This window comes from Cellulomonas sp. McL0606 (assembly GCF_058248365.1).
On the sequence record NZ_CM177779.1, the window covers coordinates 446659 to 469906 of the forward strand.

The following is a 23248-nucleotide window of genomic DNA, read 5'->3' on the forward strand; positions in this document are numbered from 1 at the left end:
GCTCGTCCCCCGTGAGCCACCTCTGGATCGGTACCTATCCCGTCGCCGGCGCCGGCACCCCGGTCGGTCTGGGGGAGGGGATCTGGCGGGTCGGCCTCGTGGACGGTGTGGTCCAGGACCCGCGTCAGCTCGTCGCGACGCCCTCGCCGTCCTTCCTCGCGCTGCACCCGAGCGGGACCGTGCTGTACGCCGTGAACGAGCAGACGGACGGCACGATCACTGCGTTCGACGTCGTCGGCGAGACGCTGGTGGTACGCGAGACCGTCTCCAGCGGCGGCGCAGACCCGTGCCACCTGCTGCTCGACACCGACGGCGGCGCGCTCCTCGTCGCCAACTACAGCAGCGGGTCGCTCGCCGTCCTGCCGCTCGACGCGGCGGGCGGGTTCACCGACGAGGTCCGGGTGCTCGGGCACGTCGGGTCGGGTTCGCACCCGCAGCGCCAGGAAGGGCCGCACGCGCACTTCGTCGCGCACGCACCCGGCGGCTGGGTGCTCGTGGTGGACCTGGGGACCGACGAGATCCGGCGCTACCGGCGGGGACCGGACGGCCTGCAGGACGACGGGATCGCGGTCGCGTTCGAGCCCGGCACCGGCCCGCGACACCTGGCCTTCGCCGCCGACGGTCGGCACGCGTACGTCGTCGGCGAGCTCGATGTGACCGTTCGCGTGCTGGCCTGGGACGCCGCGACGGGCACCGGGGCGCTCGTGCAGACCGTGCCCGCGATCACGACCCGGACCGAGGACGCGCTCCCCTCGCACGTGCTCCTCGACGGGCGCAGGCTGCTCGTCGGCACCCGCACCGCCGACGTCGTCGCCGAGTTCACGACCGCTGACGACGGGTTGCTCGAGCACGTCGCGGACCACGCCCTGCCCGGCCGCTGGCCCCGTCATCTCGAGGTGGTCGACGGATGGACGGTCGTCGCCGAGCAGGTCTCCGGCGACCTCGCGGTGCTGTCCGTGGACGGGTCGGTGCGGGGCTCGTGGCCCCTGCCGTCGCCGGCGTGCGTCCTGCCGGTGCGCCGCTGAGCGTTCCGTGATTACCTGACGGGAGCCGGTCGCGGCTGGTGCAAGGAGGCACCGACGGCGGCGCGGCACCGGTCGTGCGACGGAGCCCGGCCGTGTCACGAGGGAGTGACCCGTGCGTGGTGCACACCGGCTGCCCGCGAGCGTCGCCGCGTTGGCGCTCGTGGTCCCGCTCGCGCTGCTGAGCCTTGCCGCACCGCCGGTCGACCGGGCCGCGCTGACGCTGGCGGCCGCGTACGCCGCGGGCGACGACGCGCCGGTCCCGCCCGACGGGCCGGCCTCGACCACGACGCTCGCGCTCTCGCTCGGGCTCACGATCGCCGGGCTCCCGGTCTCCGCCGAGGTCAGGGTGACCGCCTCGGGCCGCACGCCCACCGGTCAGGTGCAGGTGCTCGTCGACGGGACCGCCGTGGCCGACGGCGAGCTGGACGCGCACGGCACGGCCCGGGTGGCGCTGCCCGGCACGGTAGCGGTCGGCCGGCACGCCGTCACCGCCAGCTACGCCGGTGCGCCGTACGCCGACCCTCCCGTCCTGCCGTCGTCCGCCACCGCCCGCACGCTGACCGTGACCAGGACGCTGGCCGCCGTGCGCACCGACGGAACCGACTGGTCCGTCCGGCGCGTGGACCCGAAGGCGATCCACGTCCAGGTCACGGGAATCGCGGACCCCCGGCCGACGGGGACCGTCACCGTCTGGGTGAACGGGCTGCGCAAGACGACGGTGGCGCTGAACTCCTCCGGCAGCGTCGTCGTGCACCTCGCGATCGCCACCAGGACCGCGCTGGTCGTCGTCACCTACAGCGGAGACGGCACCTATCTGCCGTGGGCCGCTGCCCCTCGCGCGCTCGTCGTGCGGTGACTCGCCGCGATTTCAGGGAGAATGGAGGCCGACCCGTCCCCTGACAGGAGCCTTCGTGACATCCGGACCCCGCGTCGCCATGCTCTCGGTGCACACGTCACCCCTCGAGCAGCCCGGCACCGGCGACGCCGGCGGCATGAACGTCTACGTGCTGGAGCTGTCCCGGGCGCTCGCCGCGCGGGGTGCCCGCGTAGAGATCTTCACGCGTGCGACGTCGTCGGACCAGGCCGAGACGGTCACGCTGCCGGGGCTGGACGCGGCGGGCGCCGTGCTGTCGACGGCCCAGGAGCGCGAGGTCCTGCTCGCCGACGAGGTCGAGGCGGGCGTGGTCCCGCCGATCCTGGTGCACCACGTGCCGGCCGGCCCGTTCGAGCGGCTGGACAAGAACGACCTGCCGGGCGTGCTGTGCGGCATGGCCGCCGGCGTCCTGCGCTCCGAGGCCGCGCGCCGGCCCGGCTGGTACGACGTCGTGCACTCGCACTACTGGCTGTCGGGGCAGGTGGGCGCGATCGCGGCGGACCGCTGGGAGGTCCCTCTCGTGCACACCGCGCACACCCTGGCCCGCGTGAAGAACGCGTCGCTGGCGCCCGGCGACCCTGCGGAGCCGAACGTGCGGATCATCGGCGAGGAGCAGGTGGTCGCCGACGCGCACGCGCTCGTGGCCAGCACACCCGTCGAGGCCGAGGAGCTGGTCGAGCTCTACGGCGCGGACCCCGCCCGCGTGCACGTCGTGGAGCCCGGGGTCGACCTGGACCGGTTCGTGCCGGGCGACCGTGCGGCCGCGCGTCGCCTGCTCGGTCTTCCCCCGGACCGCCAGATCGTGCTCTTCGCCGGCCGTGTCCAGGCCCTCAAGGCGCCGGACGTCCTGGTCAGTGCGCTCGGCGTGCTCAAGGCGACCGGCCGTCCCGTCCCGCTGCTCGTGGTGCTCGGGGGCCCGTCCGGCCGGACGACCGCCGTGCGCGAGCTGCTCGCGCTCGCGGCCATGACGGGGGTGGCCGACGACGTCGTCGTGCACCCGCCGGCGGACCGCGACACGCTCGCCCGCTGGTACCACGCGGCCGACGTCGTGGCGATGCCGTCGCGCAGCGAGTCGTTCGGGCTGGTCGCCGCCGAGGCGCAGGCGAGCGGGATCCCCGTGGTCGCGGCCTGCGTGGGCGGTCTGCGCACCATCGTCGACCACGACGTCTCCGGCCGGCTCGTGCGCGGCCACGACCCGGCCGTCTGGGCGGACGTGCTCGCCGAGGTGCTGGCCTCCGAGGCCCTGCGCTCGACCTACGCGGTCGGCGCCCGGCGCGTCGCGGAGCGCTTCGGCTGGTCGACCACCGCCGACCAGATGCTCAAGGTCTACTCGGTCGCCGGCGAGGTCCGGGCGTCCACGGTCTGATCGCCGATGTCGTGGCCGGCCCGGCTGCGCGTCGTCCGTCGGATCTCTCACCCGGGACCTTCGTCCCGGGTGCGTGAGAACGCGGCGTCCACGGTCTGACCCTCTCGACGCCCCGGCCGCGACCCTGCGGCAGGATGGCGACCATGACCTACACCCTCGTGCTGCTCCGCCACGGCGAGAGCGAGTGGAATGCGAAGAACCTGTTCACGGGCTGGGTGGACGTGCCCCTGTCCGAGAAGGGCATCGTGGAGGCGAAGCGCGGCGGCACGCTGCTGACCGACGCAGGCGTGCTGCCCGACATCGTGCACACGTCGCTCCTGCGCCGCGCCATCACGACCGCCAACCTGGCGCTCGACGCAGCCGACCGGCACTGGATTCCCGTCAAGCGCTCCTGGCGCCTGAACGAGCGGCACTACGGCGCGCTGCAGGGCAAGGACAAGAAGCAGACCCTCGAGGAGTACGGCGAGGAGCAGTTCATGCTCTGGCGCCGCTCCTACGACTTCCCGCCGCCGGACATCGAGCTGGGCTCGGAGTTCTCGCAGGACGCCGACCCGCGGTACGCCGGCGAGCCGATCCCGCGCTCCGAGGCCCTCGACCAGGTGCTCGCCCGTGCGCTGCCGTACTGGGCCTCGGACATCGTCCCGGACCTGCAGGCCGGCAAGACCGTGCTCGTCGCGGCCCACGGCAACTCGATCCGCGCGCTGGTCAAGCACCTGGACGACGTCGACAGCGGCACGATCGCCGGCATCAACATCCCCACCGGCATCCCGCTGCTCTACACGCTCGACGAGGAGACGCTGAAGCCCACCAACCCGGGCGGCACCTACCTCGACCCGGAGGCCGCCGCGGAAGCGATCAAGGCCGTCGCCAACCAGGGCCGCTGACCCTCGACCACGACGGCCGCGCCTGGCGCGACGAGAGCGGCGACCCCCGAGGGGGCCGCCGCTCTCGTGTCTGCTGGGTCAGCCGGCGGTGCGGTCGAAGCCCTGGCGGCCGACGCCGGTCACCAGGTACGTCACCCGGCGGGCGACGGAGACGCCGTGGTCGCCGAACCGCTCGTAGTAGCGCCCCAGCAGGGTCACATCGATGGTCTCCTGCGTGGTGCCGGCCCACGAGCCGCCCAGCAGGGCCGCGAACGTGTCCTCGTGGAGCTCGTCGAGAAGGTCGTCGTCCTGCTCGATGCTCTCGGCCAGCAGCACCTCGCGGTTGGTCAGCAGCGTGGTGGTGCGACGGGCCACGCGGACGGCGGCGTCGTGCATCTCGGCGAACGTGCCCGACAGCGCGTGCGGCACGGCGTGCCGGGGGTAGCGCCCTCGCGCCACCTGCGCGACGTGGCGGGCCAGGTCACCCATCCGCTCGAGCGACGCGCTCATGCGCAGCGCCGAGACGACGATCCGCAGGTCGGTGGCGACGGGCTGCTGCTGCGCGAGGAGCAGGACGCACCGCTCGTCCAGGTCCCGCTCCATGGCGTCGATGTCGAGGTCGTCGGCGATGACCGTCTCAGCCAGGGCGAGGTCCGCGGTCAGCAGCGCGATGCCCGCGTTCGTGATCGCGTGCTCGACCTTGCCGCTCATCGCCGCCAGGTCCTCGCCGAGCTGGTGCAGCTCGGCGTCGAAGATGTCCCGCATGTGCTCCCTCTCGTGCCGCGACGGCAGGTGCCATCGCGAGGATCAGATTTTCACCGGTAGATGAACGAAGGGTCCCACGCAGGTGAACGGACGACGGCCGTTGCGTGGGAAGCCGCACAGGAACCGCCGACATCACGGCGACCCGTCGACGTCCGGCACCATCGCCATCTCGGTCACGGGCAGCTCGAGATCGTGCAGGAGCGCCACCAGCCCGGTCAGGGCCTCGGCGTCGGGCAGCCGACAGGACAGCACCGTCTCCGCGCCGACGCCCGCCGAGACCACGTCGTAGGCGCCCAGCCGGTCGGCGTGCAGGTCGACGATGGCCGAAGGCCCAGCGATGCGGATGTGGTAGAGCACGGGGACCCCCAGGGGCGCGATGCTGCAGCGTCTCGCGGGCGAAGGGCTGAGCGGATCGCCCCCGCGGGGTGAGATTGCCACTAGCGTCGGCTGAGTCATCCGTCACGGGTGAGTCGGTCGACGGGAACAGGGCGGCACGGTCGCCGCACGCAACCGCGGGCTGTCAGTTCGGCACAACGGAAGGGAACAGCGATGACGACGTTCACCGCCTGGAAGTTCGACACGCCCGACGGCGCCCAGAAGGCCGCCGAGGCCTTGCAGTCCGCCGCTTCGGACCACCTCGTCAAGATCGTGGACCACGCCGTGATCACCTGGCCCGAGGGCGCCGCGAAGCCGGACATGCACCACTCCCACGAGGACAAGTGGCGCGGCACGGGTTGGGGAGCGTTCTGGGGCGTTCTCTTCGGCGGCCTGTTCTTCGTCCCGCTGCTCGGCGCGGCGGTCGGCGCGGCCGCCGGGGCGATCACCAAGTCGATGGCCGCGGTGGGTCTCGACGACAACCAGCTGGCGACGATCCGTGAGCAGATCACGCCGGGCACGTCGCTGCTCTGCGCGGTCACCGACGAGGGCGACCTCGACCGGATGGGCGAGCGTTTCCACGGGCTGCACTCCACGCTCGTCGCGACGAACCTCACGGAGGCCGAGCGCTCGGTACTCATGGAGACTTTCGGCTGACCGGCGCACACGTCGTCCGAGGAGCGTGAACGCTCGATGAACGCTCGACGGCAGGAGGCCCGCGCGGCGCGTTGGCGGCCCGAGGCACCCCGGAACCCGTCCTAGGGTTGGGCCTGTGGACGGCGCGGAGGGTTTGAAGCTGCTGCTCGCCGGCGGGCTCGGCCTGCTGGTGGGCGTCGTGGCGACCCTGGCGTTCCGCTGGAGCGAGCGCGCCCAGCGCGGCCCCGTGCCCGCGAGCCCCGTCCGGGCCTCGACGAGGGTCTGGTCCGGACGCTCGCCGTCCTGCGCTCGGCCGCCGTCGTCCTGGACGAGAGCGACCGGGTGGTGCGCGCGAGCGCGCCGGCTCATGCGCTGGGCATCGTGCGCGACGGCCGCATCGCGCCGGCCGCCATCCGGGACCTGATCGCCGCCGTCCGTCGGGACGGGGTGATCCGCGACGAGGAGCTCGAGGTACCGCGCGGCCCGGTCGGACCCGGCATCCTGCTCGTCCAGGTGCGCGTGGCCCAGGTGAGCGCGCAGCACCTCGTGGTCCTCGCAGAGGACCTGACCCAGGCGCGCCGGCTCGAGGCGATCCGGCGCGACTTCGTCGTGAACGTCTCGCACGAGCTCAAGACGCCGGTGGGCGCGTTGTCCCTGCTGGCCGAGACCGTTCAGGACGCGGCGGACGACCCTGAGGCCGTGCGACGGTTCGCGGGTCGGATGCAGACCGAGGCGACCCGGCTGTCGGCACTGGTGCACGAGATCATCGAGCTGTCCCGCCTGCAGGTCGCCGGGGCGCTGGGTCAGGCCGGGCTCGTCGACGTCGACCGGGTGCTGAACGAGGCCGTCGACCGGGCCCGCACCACCGCCGAGGCCAAGCACGTCCGGCTCGACATCGGCGGCGTGCACGGCACCCGGGTGCTCGGCCAGCACGAGCTGCTGGTCACCGCGGTGCGCAACCTGCTCGACAACGCCGTCGCGTACTCGGGCGAGGCCGCGCACGTCGGCGTCGGCGTCCGGCTCGTCGACGGCCTGGTCGAGATCGCGGTGGTCGACGAGGGCATCGGCATCAGCGCGGCCGAGCAGGAGCGCGTGTTCGAGCGGTTCTACCGGGTCGACCCGGCCCGCTCGCGCGACACCGGCGGGACGGGTCTCGGCCTGTCCATCGTCAAGCACGTCGCCGCCGACCACGGGGGAGACGTCACCGTCTGGTCCCAGCCGGGTCGCGGGTCGACCTTCACGCTGCGCCTCCCGCGGGCCGAGGACGCCCCCGAGGACACGCCCACGATCGCGCCTCAGATCGAGATCGCCCCCGCCATCCCCGACCAGCCTGCAAGCCCCGAAGGAGCACCCGTGCACCGGAGCGCCTCATGACCCGGATCCTGCTCGTCGAGGACGAGGAGTCCTACCGCGACCCGCTGGCCTACCAGCTCGAGCGTGAGGGCTTCGACGTCGTCACCGCCGCGACCGGGACGGACGCCCTGCTGCGGTTCGACGAGCTCGGCGCCGACCTGGTCCTGCTCGACCTCATGCTGCCCGGCCTGCCCGGCACGGAGGTGTGCCGCCGGCTGCGGCTGGTCAGCGACGTGCCGGTCATCATGCTCACCGCCAAGGACGACGAGATCGACAAGGTCGTCGGCCTCGAGCTCGGTGCCGACGACTACGTCACCAAGCCGTACTCGTCGCGTGAGCTGCTCGCCCGGGTGCGGGCCGTGCTCCGTCGTCGCGAGGCCGCGGCCGTCCCGGTCGGGGCTCCGGCGGCAACGTTCGCCCACGACCTCGAGGACGACGAGCTGCTCGTGGCCGGACCGGTCCGCATGGACGTCGAGCGCCACACGGTCCGGGTGCGCGGCGAGCTGGTGGCGTTCCCGCTCAAGGAGTTCGAGCTCCTGGAGATGCTGCTGCGCAACGCCGGTCGCGTGCTCACCCGCGGCCAGCTGATCGACCGCATCTGGGGGTCCGACTACGTCGGGGACACCAAGACCCTCGACGTGCACGTGAAGCGCGTCCGCGCCCGGATCGAGGTCGACCCGGGCAACCCGACCCTCGTGCTGACCGTCCGCGGCCTCGGGTACAAGTTCGCCGACGACGTCGAGTAGCAGGTCGACCAGCACGCCCAGACCGTCCGCCAAAGCCCCGCTCGGTCCGCCAGCTCGGCATCTCCTCTTGATGACGGTGCGCACGAGGCCGCCGCCGGGCGCACGACGGGACGTACCGGACCACCTGCTACCTTCTGGCGGTGCCGCTTGCCCCCGACGAGTACCACGCGCGTGCCCTGGCCGCTGCTGATCAGGACGGTCGGCTGCCCCGCTCCCCGATGACCGACTGGGACATCTTCCCGTTCGAGGCGGAGGGCCTGACCGTGCGCCCGCTCGCGGCGCCGGTGCTGCCGGAGTCACCGCGCGCCGGCGCGGGTGGCGTCGACTGCCGGTCGTGCCAGGACGATCGCGGCACGGTCTGGCGCGACGAGCACTGGCGGCTGCGTCGGTTCGACAAGCCCGGCGGGGCGCCGCTCTCGCTCCTGCTGGTCTCCCGGGCGCACGTCGACTTCACGGACCTGCCGGACGATCGGGCCTCGGGAGCTCGGAGTCCTCCTCGTCCACGTCGCGCGCGCGATCGAGGCGCTCCCGCACATCGCCCGCGCCCACGTCAGCAAGTGGGGCGACGGCGCCGAGCACCTGCATCTGTTCTTCTACGCCCGGCCCGCCGGGATGCGCCAGATGCTCGGTGCGTTCATGCAGCTGTGGGACGACTTGCTCCCTCCTGTCCCGGTCGCCGAACGTGACGCCGACGCGTGGGCCGTTGCCCGGACGCTCCGCGCCTCCTACGGCGGCGAGGTCGTCGGCCCGCTCTGAGCCGCCCGGAACGGGTGCGTCCCGCCTCTCGACAGGCCGGGCTGCGAGCAGTCGTCGGCCACCGTTCACCTGGGGTTCACCCGAACCGGTCCGGCCGGTCACGTGCGCTTCCTACCATCAGCCTCGCCGCGCACACATCGGTGCGCACACGATCGACAGGATGGACCACAGTGAAGCTTCCCCTCCTCGGCCGCATCGGGGCGGTTGCCCTCGTCGGCACGCTCGCCCTCGCGCTGTCGGCCTGCGGATCGGACAACGCTACCGACACCCCCGCCGCCTCCGGCGGCGCCTCGGAGGCCCCCGCCTCCACACTCAGCGGCACCCTGAACGGCGGCGGTTCCAGCGCCCAGGAGAAGGCCCAGCAGGCGTGGGTCGCCGGCTTCCAGACCGCGAACCCCAGCGTCACCGTGAACTACACGACCTCCGACTCGGGTGCAGGCCGCAAGGGCTTCCTCGACGGCTCGCTCGACTACGCCGGCTCGGACAGCGCGCTCAGCACGGACGAGCTCACGCAGGCGGCCTCCCGCTGCACCGGCGGCGCCGGCATCGACCTGCCCGTCTACATCAGCCCGATCGCCGTCGCGTTCAACATCGACGGTGTCACCGACCTGAAGATGACCCCGGACGTCGTCGCCAAGATCTTCTCGGGCGCGATCACCACCTGGAACGACCCGGCGATCACCGCCCTCAACTCGGGCGCGAAGCTCTCCGGCCCGATCACCGTCGTGCACCGCTCCGACGACTCGGGCACGTCCAAGAACTTCCAGGACTACCTCGCGAAGACGGCGCCCACCGTGTGGACCTTCCCGGTCTCCAACACCTGGCCCGCCCAGGTCGGACAGGGCGCGAACGGCACGTCCGGCGTCGTCCAGACGATCCAGGCCGCCCCCGGCACCATCGGCTACGCGGACGCTTCCGCCGTCGGCTCGCTCGGCAAGGTCGCGCTGGGGGTCGGCACCGAGTTCAACGGTCCGACAGCTGACGGTGCCGCAGCGACGGTCGCCGCGTCGCCCCGTGACACCACCCGCGCCACCGGCGACATCGTCATCAACATCGACCGCACCACGACGGCCGCGGGCGCCTACCCGGCGATCCTGGTCTCGTACCTGGTCGTCTGCAACACCTATCCCACGGCGAAGGCGGACCTGATCAAGGGCTACGCCACCTTCGCGGCGAGCTTCCGACGGTCAGTCGAAGGCGGCCACCGCGGCCGGCTCGGCCCCGATCCCGGACACCTTGGCCACGGACGTCGCGGCGTCGATCAACGCGATCGCAGCCCGGCTGGTCAGCCGCAACGTCCTCGTCCGGCGGCCGCCCAGCGGCCGCCGGACGGTGGCGCTCTACCACCGTTCTGACAGGAGACATCCGTTGGCTTCGCCTACGACAGCGATGACCCCGCCGGTCGCGCCCGTCCGCACGCCCAAGAAGCGCAGGGCGCGGACGACGGACCGGGGGCTCGACCGCGGCTTCCGATACCTCGCCGTGTGGTCCGGGATCCTCATCCTGGCCGTGCTCGCCTCGGTCGCGATCTTCCTGATCATCGAGGCCTGGCCCGCTCTCAAGAACCCTGACCTCGCCTCCGAGGTCCCCTGGATCCCGGCCGGTGGCAACCTCTGGTCGGTCGTCGGGCCGCTGATCTTCGGCACGATCCTCGCCGCGATCGTCTCGCTGGTGATCGCCGTGCCGATCGCGGTCGGGGTCGCGCTGTTCATCTCGCACTACGCACCGCGCCGGATGGCGTCGATCCTCGGCTACGTGGTCGACCTGCTCGCGGCCATCCCGTCGGTCGTGTACGGCCTTTGGGGTGTGATGGTGCTGGCGCCCAAGGTTCAGCCCGTCTGGCAGTTCCTGGTCGACTACTTCGGCTGGATCCCGCTGTTCGCCGGCGACCAGCACGGCAACGCGTCGAACCCGCCCCGCGTCCTGATGACCACGGCGGTCGTCCTCGCCGTCATGATCCTGCCGATCATCACCGCGGTCAGCCGCGAGGTCTTCCTGCAGACGCCGCGGCTGCACGAGGAAGCCGCGCTCGCCCTCGGCGCGACGCGCTGGGAAGCTGGTCCGGATGGCGGTCCTGCCGTTCGGCCGCTCGGGCGTGACGTCCGCCGCGATGCTCGGGCTGGGCCGCGCGCTCGGCGAGACGATGGCCGTGCTGATGATCCTGTCGCCCGGGATCCTCTACTCGTTCAAGATCCTCGTGGCCTCGGAGCAGCAGACGATCGCGGGCAACATCGCTGCCAAGTTCAACGACGCGAACGACATCGGCCGCTCGACGCTCATCGCGACCGGCCTGGCGCTCTTCGTGATCACCCTGCTGGTCAACCTGGCCGCTCGCGCGATCATCGCGCGCAACAAGGAATTCTCGGGGGCGAACTGACGTGACCACCGCACAGCTCACCCCTGAGGCCGCCTCGCTGCGGGCCGCGCTGACCCAGGTCAACGGGGCACGCAGGCGCAAGGACCGGTTCATGACCTGGCTGGTCTACGGCGCCTTCGTGCTCGCCGTGATCCCGCTGGTGTCCCTCATCTGGAGCGTCCTGTCCAACGGCCTCGGCCGGTTCAACCTCTACTTCCTGACGCACTCGATGCGCAACGTGTACGGCGGGATGGACGCCGGTGGCGTCTACCACGCGCTGCTCGGCACCATCCTCATCACGGCGCTCACGGTCGTCATCTCGGTGCCGATCGGCCTGATCACGTCGGTCTACCTCGTCGAGTACGGCAAGGGCTCGCTCGCTCGCGCCGTGACGTTCTTCGTCGACGTCATGACGGGCATCCCGTCGATCGTCGCCGGTCTGTTCGCGTTCTCGCTCTTCTACCTGGTGGTCGGGCCGCAGTCCATGAGCGGGCTCGTGGGCGCCGTCGCCCTGTCGGTGCTGATGATCCCCGTCGTCATCCGCTCGACCGAGGAGATGCTTCGGCTCGTCCCCAACGAGCTGCGCGAGGCCTCGTTCGCGCTCGGCGTCCCGAAGTGGCTGACGATCATCCGGGTCGTGCTGCGCACGGCCGTGGCCGGCATCACGACCGGCATCATGATCGCCATCGCCCGCGTGATCGGGGAGACGGCACCGCTGCTCATCACGGTGGGTGCCACGGACTCGATCAATCGCGACCCGTTCCACGGCAACATGATGACGCTGCCGGTGTACGTCTACCGCCAGTACGCGGCGGGTCTTGTGCCCTGCGCCCCGGGTGCGACAGATTGCATCCCGACGATCAATTACGACCGGGCGTGGAGCGCAGCACTCGTGCTGATCCTGTTCGTCATGCTGCTCAACCTTCTGGCGCGCGGCGTGAGCCGCTGGTTCGCGCCCAAGACCCGGGCCTGAGCCCCCACAAGGAGAACGACGATGGCACAGCGAATTGACGTCAAGGACCTCAACATCTACTACAGCGACTTCCTCGCCGTGGCCGGCGTCGAGATGTCGGTGGAGCCCCGCTCCGTCACCGCCTTCATCGGCCCGTCGGGCTGCGGGAAGTCCACCTTCCTGCGCACCCTGAACCGCATGCACGAGGTCATCCCGGGTGCGCACGTCCAGGGCTCGGTCGCGATGGACGGCATCGACCTGTACGGCTCGGACGTCGACCCGGTCGCGGTCCGCCGACAGGTGGGCATGGTGTTCCAGCGCCCCAACCCGTTCCCGACGATGTCGATCGCGGACAACGTGCTGGCCGGGATCAAGCTGAACAACAAGCGCATCTCCAAGAGCGACGCCGCGGACGTGGTCGACTCGCTGACGAGCGCCAACCTCTGGAACGAGGTCAAGGACCGGCTGAACCGTCCGGGTTCCGGCCTCTCCGGCGGCCAGCAGCAGCGCCTCTGCATCGCCCGCGCCATCGCGGTCAAGCCGCAGGTGCTGCTCATGGACGAGCCCTGCTCGGCGCTCGACCCGATCTCGACGCTGGCGATCGAGGACCTGATCTCGGAGCTTGAAGAGCGACTACACGATCGTCATCGTCACGCACAACATGCAGCAGGCCGCGCGGGTGTCGGACCGGACGGCGTTCTTCAACCTCAAGGCGACCGGTCAGCCGGGCCGCCTGGTCGAGATCGACGAGACGTCGACCATCTTCTCCTCGCCGCGCGAGCAGGCCACGGAGGACTACATCTCGGGCCGCTTCGGCTGAGCCGTCCAGGCACGCACAGAGGGCCGGTCCGGGCGGACCGGCCCTCTCGTGCGTCTGTCGCCGGTCAGCTGGTGGGCGACGGGATGGACCCCGCGTACTCCGGCAGGGTGCCGTCGACGACGGGCACGTCGAGGCTGACGCTGCCCGCGTCCCTCGTCGCGACGGTCACCGGGACGACCGCTCCGGGGGGCTCCGGGATCGAGTCGAACGTGATGGTTGTGTCGGTGTCGGTGTTGCCACCGGGCGCGCCCAGCAGGACGGTCTGACCGGCGGGCACGTGCACGCTCTGGTCGTCCGTGCCGAGCGTGATCGTCACGCTCTGGTCGGAGCTGCCGCTGTTCTCCAGGGCACCGAGCAGGGCGCCGGGCTCGCCCTTGGCCGCCGAGGCGATCAGGAAGTTGATCGCCTTGATGTCGCCCACGTGGGCGCCCACGCCGTCGGAGGAGTTGTACTCCTTCTCGGTCGTCATCTGGTTGGTGGCCGAGCAGCCCGTCAGCGTCAGGGCTGCCGCGAGACCGGCGACGGCCAGGCCGGTCGCGGCACGGAGCCGGCGGGTGCGGGGGCGGGGCGAGGTCACGGTGGCTCCTGGGTGCGTCGGGACTGCAGGGGGCGCAGGGCCCCTAGACTCGGGCAGATCTGTGGCGCAAGCCTAGCCCGCGACGACGGCCAGGGGCGTGCCGAGCCACTCCTGTGAGCGACGTCATCCGCGGGCGCGTGACCTGCGACGACGGGGTGGTGCGCACGGTAAAGGCCCAATTTCTCCGTGATAAGATACCCCTCTGCGAAAGGGGACACCTGCAGATGACTTTCACTGTTGGGGAGACCGTTGTCTACCCGCACCACGGTGCGGCATTGATCGAAGAGATCAAGACCAGGACCATCCGCGGAGAGGACAAGGTTTACCTCAAGCTCAAGGTCGCTCAGGGGGACCTCACCATCGAGGTACCGGCTGAGAACGTCGACCTGGTGGGCGTTCGTGACGTCGTCGGCCAGGAAGGTCTGGACCGCGTGTTCGAGGTGCTCCGCGCCCCGTACACCGAGGAGCCGACCAACTGGTCCCGCCGCTACAAGGCCAACCTCGAGAAGCTCGCGTCGGGCGACGTCATCAAGGTGGCAGAGGTCGTCCGCGACCTGTCCCGCCGCGACGCCGACCGTGGCCTGTCCGCGGGCGAGAAGCGCATGCTCGCCAAGGCCCGCCAGATCCTCGTCTCGGAGCTCGCACTCGCCGAGCACACCGAGGAGGAGAAGGCCGAAGCGATCCTCGACGAGGTCCTGGCGTCCTGACGCCGGGTGACCGTTGTGTGTCGCTGAACATCGCCGCTGTCCTGACTGCCGCCGGGAGCGGTAGCAGGCTGGGTCATTCCCTCCCGAAGGCTCTGGTGCCTCTGGGGGGCCGGTCGCTCGTCGTGCACGCCGCCCGCAATCTGCTGGCGGCGCGCGCGACGGGCGATCAGCATGTCCGGCTCCTGGTGGTCACCGCGCCCCCGGAGCACGTCTCCGCGCTCGCCGAGCTCGCCACCGAGTTCGTCGCTGAGCTCGCCGGTCCCGGGGTGGACGTCCGTGTGGTCGCCGGCGGCGCCACCCGGCAGGCGTCGGTCGCGGCCGGGCTGGCGGCGCTGGGTGTGCCCGCTCCGCCGAACCCGGTCGCCGGCGCCGAGCACGGCGCAGGCTACGACGACATCGCCGTGGTGCTCGTGCACGACGCGGCCCGTCCGCTCGCGCCCCCGTCCCTGATCGGCCGGGTGATCGACGCGGTGCTGGACGGGCACCCGGCCGTGGTCCCGGGCCTGCCGGTCACGGACACGATCAAGCGGGTGCTGCCCGGCGGCCCGGTCGAGCCCGTTCTGGCGACCGTCCCGCGCGCCGACCTGCGAGCCGTGCAGACGCCGCAGGGTTTCGCCCTGGAGCTGCTCCAGCGGGCGCACGCGACCTTCGCCTCCGACGCCGACCTCGAGCGGACGGCCGCGTCCGACGACGCCGGCCTGGTCGAACGGCTGGGCGAGCGTGTCTGGGTGGTCGCCGGGGACGAGCGGGCTGCGAAGATCACCACGCCCCGCGACCTCGCGGTGGCCACGCTCCTGCTGGAGGCCTGATGGGCGCTACGTCCTCTCCGCCTGGCGGCGCTACGTCCTCTCCGCCTGGCGGCGCTACGTCCTCTCCGCCTGGCGGCGCTACGTCCTCTCCGCCTGGCGGCGCTACGTCCTCTCCGCCTGGCGGCGCTACGTCCTCTCCGCCTGGCGGCGCTACGTCCTCTCCGCCTGGCGGCGCTACGTCCTCTCCGCCTGGCGGCGCTACGTCCTCTCCGCCTGGCGGCGCTACGTCCTCTCCGCCTGGCGGCGCCCTGCCCCGCACCGGGATCGGGATCGACGTGCATGCCTACGCGACCGCGCCCGCCGAGGGCGCGGTGCTCCACCTCGCCGGGCTGACGTGGCCCGGCGAGCGGCCGCTGGAGGGCCATTCCGACGCCGACGTCGCCGCGCACGCGTGCGCCGACGCGCTCCTGTCCGCGGCGGGTCTCGGCGATCTCGGGTCGAACTTCGGCACCTCGGAGCCGCAGTGGGCGGGTGCCGCCGGGGCGGTCCTGCTGGCGGAGGCCGCGGCGCGGGTGCGCGCGGCCGGCTTCGTCGTGGGGAACGTCGCCGTGCAGGTGATCGGGAACCGGCCCCGGCTGGGTCAGCGCAGGGCGGAGGCCGAGGCGGCCCTGTCGGCGGCCGCGGGCGCGCCGGTGAGCGTGTCGGCGACCACGACCGACGGGCTCGGCCTGACGGGTCGGGGAGAGGGCGTCGCGGCGGTCGCCACCGCGCTCGTCGTCGCCGCCAGCTGACGGCGGGCCCGGGCGGCCCGTGACCGGGTGCTGCCCAGCAGGACGCCGCCCAGCACCAGCGACCCCCACGCCAGCTCGGTGAGGCTCGTGCGTTCGCGCAGCAGGAGCCAGGACGCGGCGATGCCGGCCACGGGCACCAGCATGGAGAACGGTGCGACGGTGCTCGACGGGTGCCGGCCCATCAACCCCGTCCAGAGCATGCCGCCGCAGACGGTCGCGACGAGCACCGTGTAGGCCAGCCCCGCCAGGGCGAGCAGCCCTTGCGCGCTGGTCAGGCCCGTGAACGAGTGCCGGATCTGCGCGGGGCCCTCGGTCGCCAGCGACAACGCGAGCATCGGCAGCGGCGGGACCACCGACATCCAGAGCAGGAGCCGGACGGGCTCGTGCGGGCTGGCCTGCATCGCCTTGCGGCTGCCCAGGTTTCCGATCGCCCAGCCGAGGCCGCCGGCGAGCGTCAGCAGCACGGGGACGAGCGTCGCGCCGCCGTTGAGGCCCGCCCGGTGCGCGGCGATACCGCCCAGACCGACGACCGCGGTGAGGATGCCGAGCCCCTGCCGGGCGGTCAGCCGTTCGCGCAGGAACGTCGCCGCCAGGACGACCGTGAAGGGTGCCGACGACTGCAGGACGAGCGACGCCAGCCCCGTCGGCATGCCGTTCGACATGGCCAGGTAGAGGAACACGAACTGCAGAACGCCGAACCCGAGCCCGTACAGCAGGATCCAGCGCCACGGCGCGGACGGCCTCGGCACGAGCAGGAGGGTCGGCACCGCGATGAGCGCGAACCGCAGCGCCACGAGGAAGAACGGCGGGAACTGCTGCAACGACAGGTGGATGGCCGTGAAGTTCAGGCCCCAGAGCACGGCGACGAGCGTGGCGAGCAGGCGGTCCCGGGTGGTCATGCGACGAGTCTGCGATCGCCGTGCGTTCAGCACCAGCGAAAGATTGTTATCTGACTATGTAGTGTGTCTATATGGATCCTCGCGCGCTGGAGACGCTTCGCACCATCGGCTCGCAGGGCGGCGTGACAGCAGCTGCGGCGGTGCTGCACCTGACGCCGTCGGCGGTCTCCCAGCAGATGGCGGTGCTGCAGCGCGAGACCGGGGTCGCCCTCACGGAGCGTGTGGGACGCGGTCTGCGCCTGACACCCGCCGGCGAGGCGCTGGCGGCGGCGGCCGAGGACGTCGCAGTGGCCCTGGAACGCGCTCAGGCGGCCTGTGCGGCGTTCCTGGAGCGTCCGGAGGGCATTGTCCGGGTCTCGGCGTTCCAGAGCGGCGCAGAGCTGCTCCTGCCGGGTCTGCTGGCCCGCGTGGGCGCGCTGGGCGGCATCGTGCTCGAGTGCACGGACGAGGACGTCGCCCAGGAGGACTTCGCGGCGCTCACGGACCGGATCGACGTCGTCGTCGCCCACCGGCCGGAGGGCGCGCCGGTGTGGCCCGGCGTCCAGGTGGTGCCGCTGCTGCGCGAGCCGCTCGACGTCGCCGTGCCGCTCGACCACCCGTTGGCAGGGCGTGCGTCGATCCGCCCCGTCGACCTGGCGGGCGCCGACTGGATCTCCGTGCGGGACGGATTCCCGATCGCGTCGCTGGTGCGCGAGGTCGTGGCTCGGTCCGACGCGCCGGCGCGGATCGTGCACCGGGTCAACGACTTCCACGTGACGGAGGCGTTCGTCGCGACCGGCCACGGCATCGCGCTGCTCCCGCGCTACACGTTCGGCGGCAGCACGCGCATCCGGCTGGTCCCGCTGGCGGAGGTGCTGGCGGGCCGGCGCATCGATGCGCTGCTGCGTCGGGACCGCGCGGAGCGCCTCGTCGTCCGCCGCGTCGTGCACGAGCTCCAGTCCGTCGCGGCAGCGATCGCCACCCTCCCGTAACGGTCCCGCCCGGACTCCCGCCCTCGCGGGATACGCGTGGCGACGACGCGCGGGGCACCCGCGACGACGGACGCCCGTCCTCAGGGCAGCAGGACCAGCTTGCCGTGTGCGTGGCCCGCGAGGCCCTCCCAGTGGGCCTTGCCGGCGTCCTCGAGCGCGTAGGTCTGCGCGACGCGCACATCGAGCGAACCGTCGGAGGCCAGCTGGGCCAGCTGGGCGCGGGCGGCCTCCCGGACGAGCGTGCCCGGGTCGGCGCCCGGACCTCCGCCCAGGGCGCGGATGCCCAGCTCGCCCGCTCGTCGCAACCCGGCGATCGTCGCGATGCGCTGGCGGTCCGAGACCATGGCGACCGAGGTGTCGAGCGCCTCGTCAGTCCCTACGGTGTCGATCGCGACGGTGACGGGGCCGGTGGTGCGGACGGCGTCGTGCAGGCGGTCGAGCAGGCCCTCGCCGTAGGCCACCGGCAGCGCGCCGAGGGCCTCCAGGTCCTCGTGCTGCTGCGGCGACGCCGTCGCGATGACCTGGGCGCCACGCAGGATCGCGAGCTGCACGACCATGCGGCCGACGCCGCCCGAGCCGCCGTGCACGAGCACGACGTCGTGGTCGTGCGTGCCGGTCGCGGACAGGGTGTGCACAGCGGTCGCGCCCGCCAGGAGCAGGCCGGACGCGGCGGCCCAGTCGAGGTTGGCCGGCCGGCGCACGGTCACCTGCTCCGAGGCGACGATCCGGCTGGCATACCCTCCGTCGACCCGCCAGGCGATGACCTCGTCGCCGGGGGCGAGCCACCGCACGGACGGACCGACCGCGCTGACGACGCCGGACACCTCGTAGCCGAGCCGCATCGGGAGGTGTCCCGGGTCGAGCTGAACGCCCCCGAGTACCGCTTCCAGTCGATGGCGTTGACGGCGGCCGCCTTGACGTCGATCAGGACGTTGCCCGGCCCGGGCTCCGCGGTGTCGACGTCGACCACCCGGAGGACCTCGGGGCCGCCGTAGGCGATCGCGACCACGGCTCTGCTGGTGAGTGCCACGGCCACAGACTGCACCCGCGGGCGGCCGTTGACCAGGGTCGGTACCTGTGAGCCGCCTACGCCCCGAAGAGCCTGGCCAGGTACGGGTTGCTGAAGACGCCGTCCGGGTCGGCCTGCTGCCGCACGCGCTGGGCGTCGGCGAACCGCGGGTAGAGCTCGCTCAGCCGGTCGGCCTCGAGCCAGTGCATCTTGCCCCAGTGCGGGCGACCGCCGGACGCCGCGACGATCTGCTCGACCGCGCGGAAGTACGACTCGTACGGCAGGCGGATGTACTGGTGCACGGCGATGTAGGCGGTCTCGCGGCCGTGCGCGGTGGACAGCCAGAGGTCGTCGGCCGCGGCGAAGCGGATCTCGACGGGGAACGGGACGCGCTGGCCGGACGCCTCGAGCCAACGGTCGATCTCGGCCAGGACGGGAACCAGCTGGTCGCGGGGGACCGCGTACTCCATCTCGCGGAAGCGCACCCGCCGCGGGCTGACGAACACCTCGGGTGCCGGTGCGACGAACCGGCGCGAGCAGCGCGCGGGCGGCCAGACCGTTGATCCCGACCGTCGTCCGCGGGGCGATCGTCGCCACGGTGTTGGTGACCGCGAACAACCCGTTCGACAGCAGCTCGTCGTCGACCCAGCCGCGGACGGGGTTCAGTGGGCGCTCGGTCTCGTCGGGAACCCGGTTGTTCCGCTTGGTCAGCGCGCGGCGCGTGTGCGGGAACCAGTAGAACTCGAAGTGGTCGTTGCCCTCGACCAGTCCGTCGGGCCCGTCGAGGCCCTCGAGGACGCGGTCCAGGGGCCAGGGCTCCTCGACGGCCTCCAGCTTGAACGCGGGGACGACCTCGAGCGTGACCGCCGACAGGACCCCGACGCTGCCGAGGCCGAGGCGAGCCAGCTCGAAGCTCGGGGTTGGTCTCGGGGCACGCCTCGACGACGTCGCCCTTGGCCGTGACGAGGCGGGCACCGACGACCTGCGTGGCCAGACCGCCCAGGCGGGCGCCCGTGCCGTGGGTGCCCGTCGAGATCGCGCCGGCGATCGACTGCTTGTCGATGTCGCCGAGGTTGCGCATGCCCAGGCCCCGAGCCGCCAGCTCGGCGTTCAGGGCACCCAGGCGGATGCCCGCGCCGACCGTGACGTGGGTGGTGCCGTCCGGCTGGGGCGCGACACGCTCGAACGCGTTCAGCCGATCGAGGTGCAGGTGGACACCGTCCGACGCCGCCACGGGGGTGAAAGAGTGCCCGGCCCCGACCGCCCTGACCTGGAGGCCGTCCTCCGCCCCGCCCCGTACCGTTTCGACCAGTTCGTCCTGGTCAGCGGGGTGCACGACGCGCTGCGGCGTCGCTGAGGCCGTGCGGGCCCAGTTGCGCCACGGCGCGGAGTCGGACAGGTGTCCCATGAGACAGAGGGTCCTCTTGGTCAACCGTCCAAGTCAAGTGCGCCCAGGCCTTGACTATCGTCACGATGGATATTGAGACTGTGCACTGGGGAGGCGTCGGCCTCACGCACCGGTGACCAAGCCAGCCGGTGGGGCCGTCGTTCGAGGGAGGGGACCTTCGTGAATCGTTTGCCAGTCGCTGAGAGACGTGAACAGCTCATCGAGGCAGCGCTCGCGGTCGCGAGCCGTCACGGCATCGACGCGGCCACCGTGCGCGCTGTCGCTGCCGAGGCCGGCGTCTCGTTGGGCGTCGTGCACTACTGCTTCCAGGACAAGGACGAGCTGCTGCGCGCGATGGCGCACGCCATCACGTCCGCCAACCTGGAGCGCAGCATGGGCGAGCTGCCGCCGGACGTGGGCGTCGCCGCCGTCATCGACGGCACCATCGATGCGCTCTGGGACGGCATCAAGGAGTCGCGGGGTGCTCAGTGCAGCGACCAGCTCACCACCTCCTCGCTGCGCCATCCCGAGCTCAACCAGGTGGCCATCGAGCAGTACCGCGGCCAGTGGGCCGCCGCCGAGCAGGTGCTGCGCGGCGTCGAGCAGGCCGCGGGCGTGACGTTCAGCGTCCCGCTGGAGACGCTCGCGCGCACGGTCGTCGCGGTGGTCGACGGCTACTCGCTGGCCTGGCTCGTCGACGGTGACGAGGCGAAGGCACGCGAGGGCATGCACGGCTTCGGCAGGTTCCTGCTCTCGACGACCGTCGCCAACCCCAGGGACGGCCTCGAGCAGCTGCTGGACACCGGGGACGAGGCTCTGCCCGCGTGAACGATGCCGTCCTGACGGCCCCGTCCGAGCATGCACGTCGGGCGCGGATAGCCGTCTCTCTCGGGTTCGCCGCGCAGGGATTCGTCTTCGCGATGATCCTGACCAGCCTCGACGTGTTCAAGTCCCGGTACGGGATCGACGACGGGACCATCGCCTTCGTGATCCTCGGCGTCTGCGTCATGGCGGGCGTCGGCACGTTCGTGGCCGATCGCATCGCCCGGTCCGCCGGCGGCAGCCGAGCGGTCCTGATCCGTGGTCTGCTCCTCGTCGCGACGGCCGTGGTCGTCGTCTCGGTCTCCCCGACCTTCGCCGTCCTGGCCGTCGGGTTCGCGCTGTACGGCGTGGCGCTCGGCATGGTCGACGCCGGCACGAACATGCAGGCCGTCGCCATCCAGCGCGCCTACGGCCGCTCGCTGCTGACGGGGTTCTACGCCGCGTGGTCCGTCGGCGGGATCCTCGGCACGGTCCTGGTCGCGGTGACCACCGGGCGCGTCTCGGTGGAACCGATCGGCTGGACGCTCCTCGTCGGCACCGTTGTCGCACTCTGCGTGTCCGTCGCGGTGCGCCGCGCCGCCTGGAGCGAGCCGTCGGGCGCCGTGCCGTTCGCCGTCGAAGCCGCGCTGGCCGAGCCGGACGCCGTGTCGACCGGCAAGCCGATCATCCCCTGGGGGCCGCTGCTGATCCTCGGGCTGGGCGTCGTCGCCTACTACGTCAACGACCAGGCGATCTCGACGTGGAGCCCGATCTTCATGCACGAGGTGCTGAACTCGACGGGCACCCTGACCAAGCTCGGCTACGCGGCGTACCTCGCGATGACGCTGGTCTCGCGCCTCGCCGGCGACCCGTGCGTCCGGCGTTGGGGCCGCGTCCGGGTCGTGCGCGTCGCGTCGCTGGTCGGGGCCGTGGGCCTGGTCCTCGTGCTGACCGCGAACGCCCCGGCACAGGCCGTGCTCGGGTTCGCCATCGCCGGGGCCGGTCTGGGCCTGATCGCCCCCCTGTGCTTCTCGTCAGCCGGGCTCCTCGCCCCGGGTCACGCGGACGCGGTGATCGCCCGCCTCAACGGCTTCAACTACCTTGGTGCCGTGCTCGGCGGGGTGTTCGTCGGGTTCATCGGCACCGCGTCCAGCCTCCGCTGGGGCTTCCTGGTGCCGGTCGTCCTCGTTCTCGCGGTCGCCGTCCTGGCGGGCCGTTTCGGTGTGGTGCGGCATGAGAAGGCCCCCCTGTCGGCAGGAGCCGGTGCATGACCCTCACGATCGGTGCCCGGCTCGACCAGGCGACGCAGGGCCTTCCGGCGCCCCTGGCGGTGGTCGACCTCGACGCCGTCGACGCCAACGCGACCGACCTGGTGCGCCGCGCCGGCGGCACCCCGATCCGCGTCGCCAGCAAGTCCGTGCGCGTCCGGGCGGTGCTGCAGCGGGTGCTGGCCCGCCAGGGGTTCGCCGGCGTGATGGCGTACTCGCTCCGGGAGGCGCTCTGGCTGGTCTCCCAGGGGGTCGACGACGTCCTCATGGGGTACCCGACCGTGGACACGGACGCCCTGGACAAGCTCGCCGCCGACCCGGCCGCCGTCGCCGCCGTCACGCTCATGGTCGACGACCCCGCCCAGGTCGACCTCGCTGCGCGCTCCGCGACGGCCCACGGCGTCACCGTGCGGCTGTGCCTCGACGTGGACGCCTCGCTGCGCGTCAAGCTCGGGCCGCTCGCCGCGCACCTCGGGGTCCGGCGATCGCCCGTGCACACCCCGGCCGACGCCGGGACGCTCGCCGCCGCGATCGCCGAGCGGCCGGGTGTGGACGTGGTCGGCGTCATGTTCTACGAGGCCCAGGTGGCCGGCCTGCCCGACACCAGCGCCGCCGTCCGCGCGGTCAAGCGTCTGTCCATCGCCGACCTGGCCTCGCGTCGCGCCGCCGTCGTCGCGGCGGTCGAGGCGGCCGTCGGGCATCCCCTCGAGCTGGTGAACTCCGGCGGTTCCGGATCGGTCGCGTCCAGCGCCGCCGATCCGGCGGTCACCGAGGTCACCGCCGGCTCGGGTCTGTTCGTCCCGACGCTCTTCGACGCCTACCGGTCGTTCACGCCCCGGCCGGCGGCGTTCTTCGGTCTCGACGTGGTCCGCATCCCCGGCCCGGGCTTCGCGACGGCGTTCGGCGGCGGCTACATCGCGTCCGGCCCGTCCACCAAGTCCCGCCAGCCGCGCCCGGTCTGGCCCGGCGGGCTGGCCCTGACGAGCCGCGAGGGCGCCGGCGAGGTGCAGACGCCCCTGCGCCTGTCCGGCGGCACGGACCTGCGCATCGGCGACCGCGTCTGGTTCCGCCACGCGAAGTCCGGCGAGGTCATGGAGCGGTTCGAGTCGGTGCACCTGGTCCGCGGCGCCGAGATCGAGGCCACCGTCCCGACGTACCGCGGCGAGGGCCACACCTTCGGCTGACCGACCCCGGGCCTCGCA

The 23248-nt window shown here is 72.4% G+C and carries 20 protein-coding genes and 5 pseudogenes; 19 read left to right on the top strand and 6 right to left on the bottom strand.

Annotation, left to right across the window (positions count from 1 at the left end; all coding sequences use genetic code 11):
- The first annotated feature begins 11 nt into the window (after positions 1-11).
- The 4 genes from AC38ZX_RS02370 to AC38ZX_RS02385 all read left to right on the top strand — a co-directional run bounded on the left by AC38ZX_RS02370 (position 12) and on the right by AC38ZX_RS02385 (position 4149).
- Positions 12-1025, top strand: coding sequence for a lactonase family protein (locus AC38ZX_RS02370; RefSeq protein ID WP_491296216.1), 1014 nt, complete (start codon positions 12-14; stop codon positions 1023-1025).
- A gap of 112 nt (positions 1026-1137) precedes the next feature.
- Positions 1138-1881 carry an Ig-like domain-containing protein gene (locus AC38ZX_RS02375; protein WP_426594281.1) on the top strand — a complete coding sequence of 248 codons (744 nt, stop codon included), beginning with the start codon at positions 1138-1140 and terminating at the stop codon, positions 1879-1881.
- A 79-nt stretch (positions 1882-1960) separates the two neighbouring features.
- Positions 1961-3265: a glycosyltransferase gene (locus tag AC38ZX_RS02380; protein WP_426595856.1), complete on the top strand. Its 1305-nt coding sequence runs from the start codon at positions 1961-1963 to the stop codon at positions 3263-3265.
- Positions 3266-3408: 143 nt separating this feature from the next.
- On the top strand, positions 3409-4149 hold the full coding sequence (locus tag AC38ZX_RS02385; RefSeq protein ID WP_426594282.1) for a phosphoglyceromutase: 741 nt from the start codon (positions 3409-3411) through the stop codon (positions 4147-4149).
- Between the two features lie 78 nt (positions 4150-4227).
- Here AC38ZX_RS02385 and phoU read toward each other — a convergent pair whose 3' ends face one another.
- Both phoU and AC38ZX_RS02395 read right to left on the bottom strand, forming a co-directional pair.
- On the bottom strand, positions 4228-4893 hold the full coding sequence (phoU, locus tag AC38ZX_RS02390) for a phosphate signaling complex protein PhoU (RefSeq protein WP_491296217.1): 666 nt from the start codon (positions 4891-4893) through the stop codon (positions 4228-4230).
- 132 nt (positions 4894-5025) lie between these two features.
- Positions 5026-5250, bottom strand: coding sequence for a DUF8691 family protein (locus tag AC38ZX_RS02395; protein WP_426594284.1), 225 nt, complete (start codon positions 5248-5250; stop codon positions 5026-5028).
- 192 nt (positions 5251-5442) lie between these two features.
- On the opposite strand from AC38ZX_RS02395, the gene AC38ZX_RS02400 reads away from it, so the two are divergent.
- The 8 genes and pseudogenes from AC38ZX_RS02400 to pstB all read left to right on the top strand — a co-directional run bounded on the left by AC38ZX_RS02400 (position 5443) and on the right by pstB (position 12887).
- Positions 5443-5925, top strand: coding sequence for a DUF1269 domain-containing protein (locus AC38ZX_RS02400; protein ID WP_426594285.1), 483 nt, complete (start codon positions 5443-5445; stop codon positions 5923-5925).
- Positions 5926-6040: 115 nt separating this feature from the next.
- Positions 6041-7278 (top strand): annotated as a pseudogene (locus AC38ZX_RS02405) (sensor histidine kinase).
- Complete coding sequence (locus AC38ZX_RS02410) at positions 7275-8003, top strand: response regulator (protein ID WP_426594287.1); 729 nt, start codon at positions 7275-7277, stop codon at positions 8001-8003. The pseudogene AC38ZX_RS02405 and the gene AC38ZX_RS02410 overlap by 4 nt, the downstream one beginning before the upstream one ends.
- A gap of 612 nt (positions 8004-8615) precedes the next feature.
- The gene (locus tag AC38ZX_RS02415; protein ID WP_491296218.1) at positions 8616-8759 is read left to right on the top strand and encodes a hypothetical protein; all 144 of its coding nucleotides are present in this window, start codon (positions 8616-8618) and stop codon (positions 8757-8759) included.
- A gap of 170 nt (positions 8760-8929) precedes the next feature.
- The gene (locus AC38ZX_RS02420; protein ID WP_491296219.1) at positions 8930-10114 is read left to right on the top strand and encodes a phosphate ABC transporter substrate-binding protein PstS; all 1185 of its coding nucleotides are present in this window, start codon (positions 8930-8932) and stop codon (positions 10112-10114) included.
- Positions 10115-10148: 34 nt separating this feature from the next.
- Positions 10149-11136, top strand: a pseudogene (pstC, locus tag AC38ZX_RS02425) (phosphate ABC transporter permease subunit PstC).
- 1 nt (position 11137) lies between these two features.
- A complete protein-coding gene (gene pstA, locus AC38ZX_RS02430; RefSeq protein WP_426594292.1) occupies positions 11138-12088 on the top strand; it encodes a phosphate ABC transporter permease PstA in 951 nt (316 codons plus the stop codon).
- 21 nt (positions 12089-12109) lie between these two features.
- A pseudogene (pstB, locus tag AC38ZX_RS02435) lies at positions 12110-12887 on the top strand (phosphate ABC transporter ATP-binding protein PstB).
- A 64-nt stretch (positions 12888-12951) separates the two neighbouring features.
- Here pstB and AC38ZX_RS02440 read toward each other — a convergent pair.
- Positions 12952-13464: a hypothetical protein gene (locus AC38ZX_RS02440; RefSeq protein ID WP_426594294.1), complete on the bottom strand. Its 513-nt coding sequence runs from the start codon at positions 13462-13464 to the stop codon at positions 12952-12954.
- Between the two features lie 224 nt (positions 13465-13688).
- Here AC38ZX_RS02440 and AC38ZX_RS02445 point away from each other — a divergent pair, with 224 nt between their 5' ends.
- The 3 genes and pseudogenes from AC38ZX_RS02445 to AC38ZX_RS02455 form a co-directional block, all read left to right on the top strand.
- Positions 13689-14171 (top strand): CarD family transcriptional regulator, encoded by a 483-nt coding sequence (locus AC38ZX_RS02445; protein WP_426595858.1) that lies wholly within the window; start codon positions 13689-13691, stop codon positions 14169-14171.
- Between the two features lie 23 nt (positions 14172-14194).
- Positions 14195-14980, top strand: a complete 786-nt coding sequence (gene ispD / locus AC38ZX_RS02450) for a 2-C-methyl-D-erythritol 4-phosphate cytidylyltransferase (RefSeq protein ID WP_491297281.1) — start codon at positions 14195-14197, stop codon at positions 14978-14980.
- Positions 14980-15639: pseudogene (locus AC38ZX_RS02455) on the top strand (2-C-methyl-D-erythritol 2,4-cyclodiphosphate synthase); the annotation flags it as partial. The gene ispD and the pseudogene AC38ZX_RS02455, both read left to right, overlap by 1 nt.
- On the opposite strand, the gene AC38ZX_RS02460 reads toward AC38ZX_RS02455, so the two are convergent.
- Positions 15561-16610 carry an EamA family transporter gene (locus AC38ZX_RS02460; protein WP_491296220.1) on the bottom strand — a complete coding sequence of 350 codons (1050 nt, stop codon included), beginning with the start codon at positions 16608-16610 and terminating at the stop codon, positions 15561-15563. The pseudogene AC38ZX_RS02455 and the gene AC38ZX_RS02460 sit on opposite strands and share 79 nt — an antisense overlap.
- A gap of 122 nt (positions 16611-16732) precedes the next feature.
- Here AC38ZX_RS02460 and AC38ZX_RS02465 point away from each other — a divergent pair, with 122 nt between their 5' ends.
- Positions 16733-17581 (top strand): LysR family transcriptional regulator, encoded by an 849-nt coding sequence (locus AC38ZX_RS02465; protein WP_491296221.1) that lies wholly within the window; start codon positions 16733-16735, stop codon positions 17579-17581.
- Between the two features lie 80 nt (positions 17582-17661).
- On the opposite strand, the gene AC38ZX_RS02470 is transcribed toward AC38ZX_RS02465, so the two are convergent.
- On the bottom strand, positions 17662-18423 hold the full coding sequence (locus tag AC38ZX_RS02470) for a zinc-binding dehydrogenase (RefSeq protein WP_491296222.1): 762 nt from the start codon (positions 18421-18423) through the stop codon (positions 17662-17664).
- A 244-nt stretch (positions 18424-18667) separates the two neighbouring features.
- A pseudogene (locus tag AC38ZX_RS02475) lies at positions 18668-19998 on the bottom strand (D-arabinono-1,4-lactone oxidase).
- Positions 19999-20157: 159 nt separating this feature from the next.
- Between AC38ZX_RS02475 and AC38ZX_RS02480 the strand changes: the two are divergent.
- Genes AC38ZX_RS02480 through AC38ZX_RS02490 form a run of 3 tightly spaced genes read left to right on the top strand, consistent with a single transcriptional unit; the run spans position 20158 to position 23230 of the window.
- Entirely contained in the window at positions 20158-20805 is a 648-nt protein-coding gene (locus tag AC38ZX_RS02480) for a TetR/AcrR family transcriptional regulator (protein ID WP_491296223.1), read from the top strand.
- Positions 20802-22049 (top strand): MFS transporter, encoded by a 1248-nt coding sequence (locus AC38ZX_RS02485; protein WP_491296224.1) that lies wholly within the window; start codon positions 20802-20804, stop codon positions 22047-22049. The genes AC38ZX_RS02480 and AC38ZX_RS02485 overlap by 4 nt, the downstream gene beginning before the upstream one ends.
- Entirely contained in the window at positions 22046-23230 is a 1185-nt protein-coding gene (locus AC38ZX_RS02490) for an alanine racemase (protein WP_426594301.1), read from the top strand. The genes AC38ZX_RS02485 and AC38ZX_RS02490 overlap by 4 nt, the downstream gene beginning before the upstream one ends.
- Positions 23231-23248: the final 18 nt, after the last annotated feature.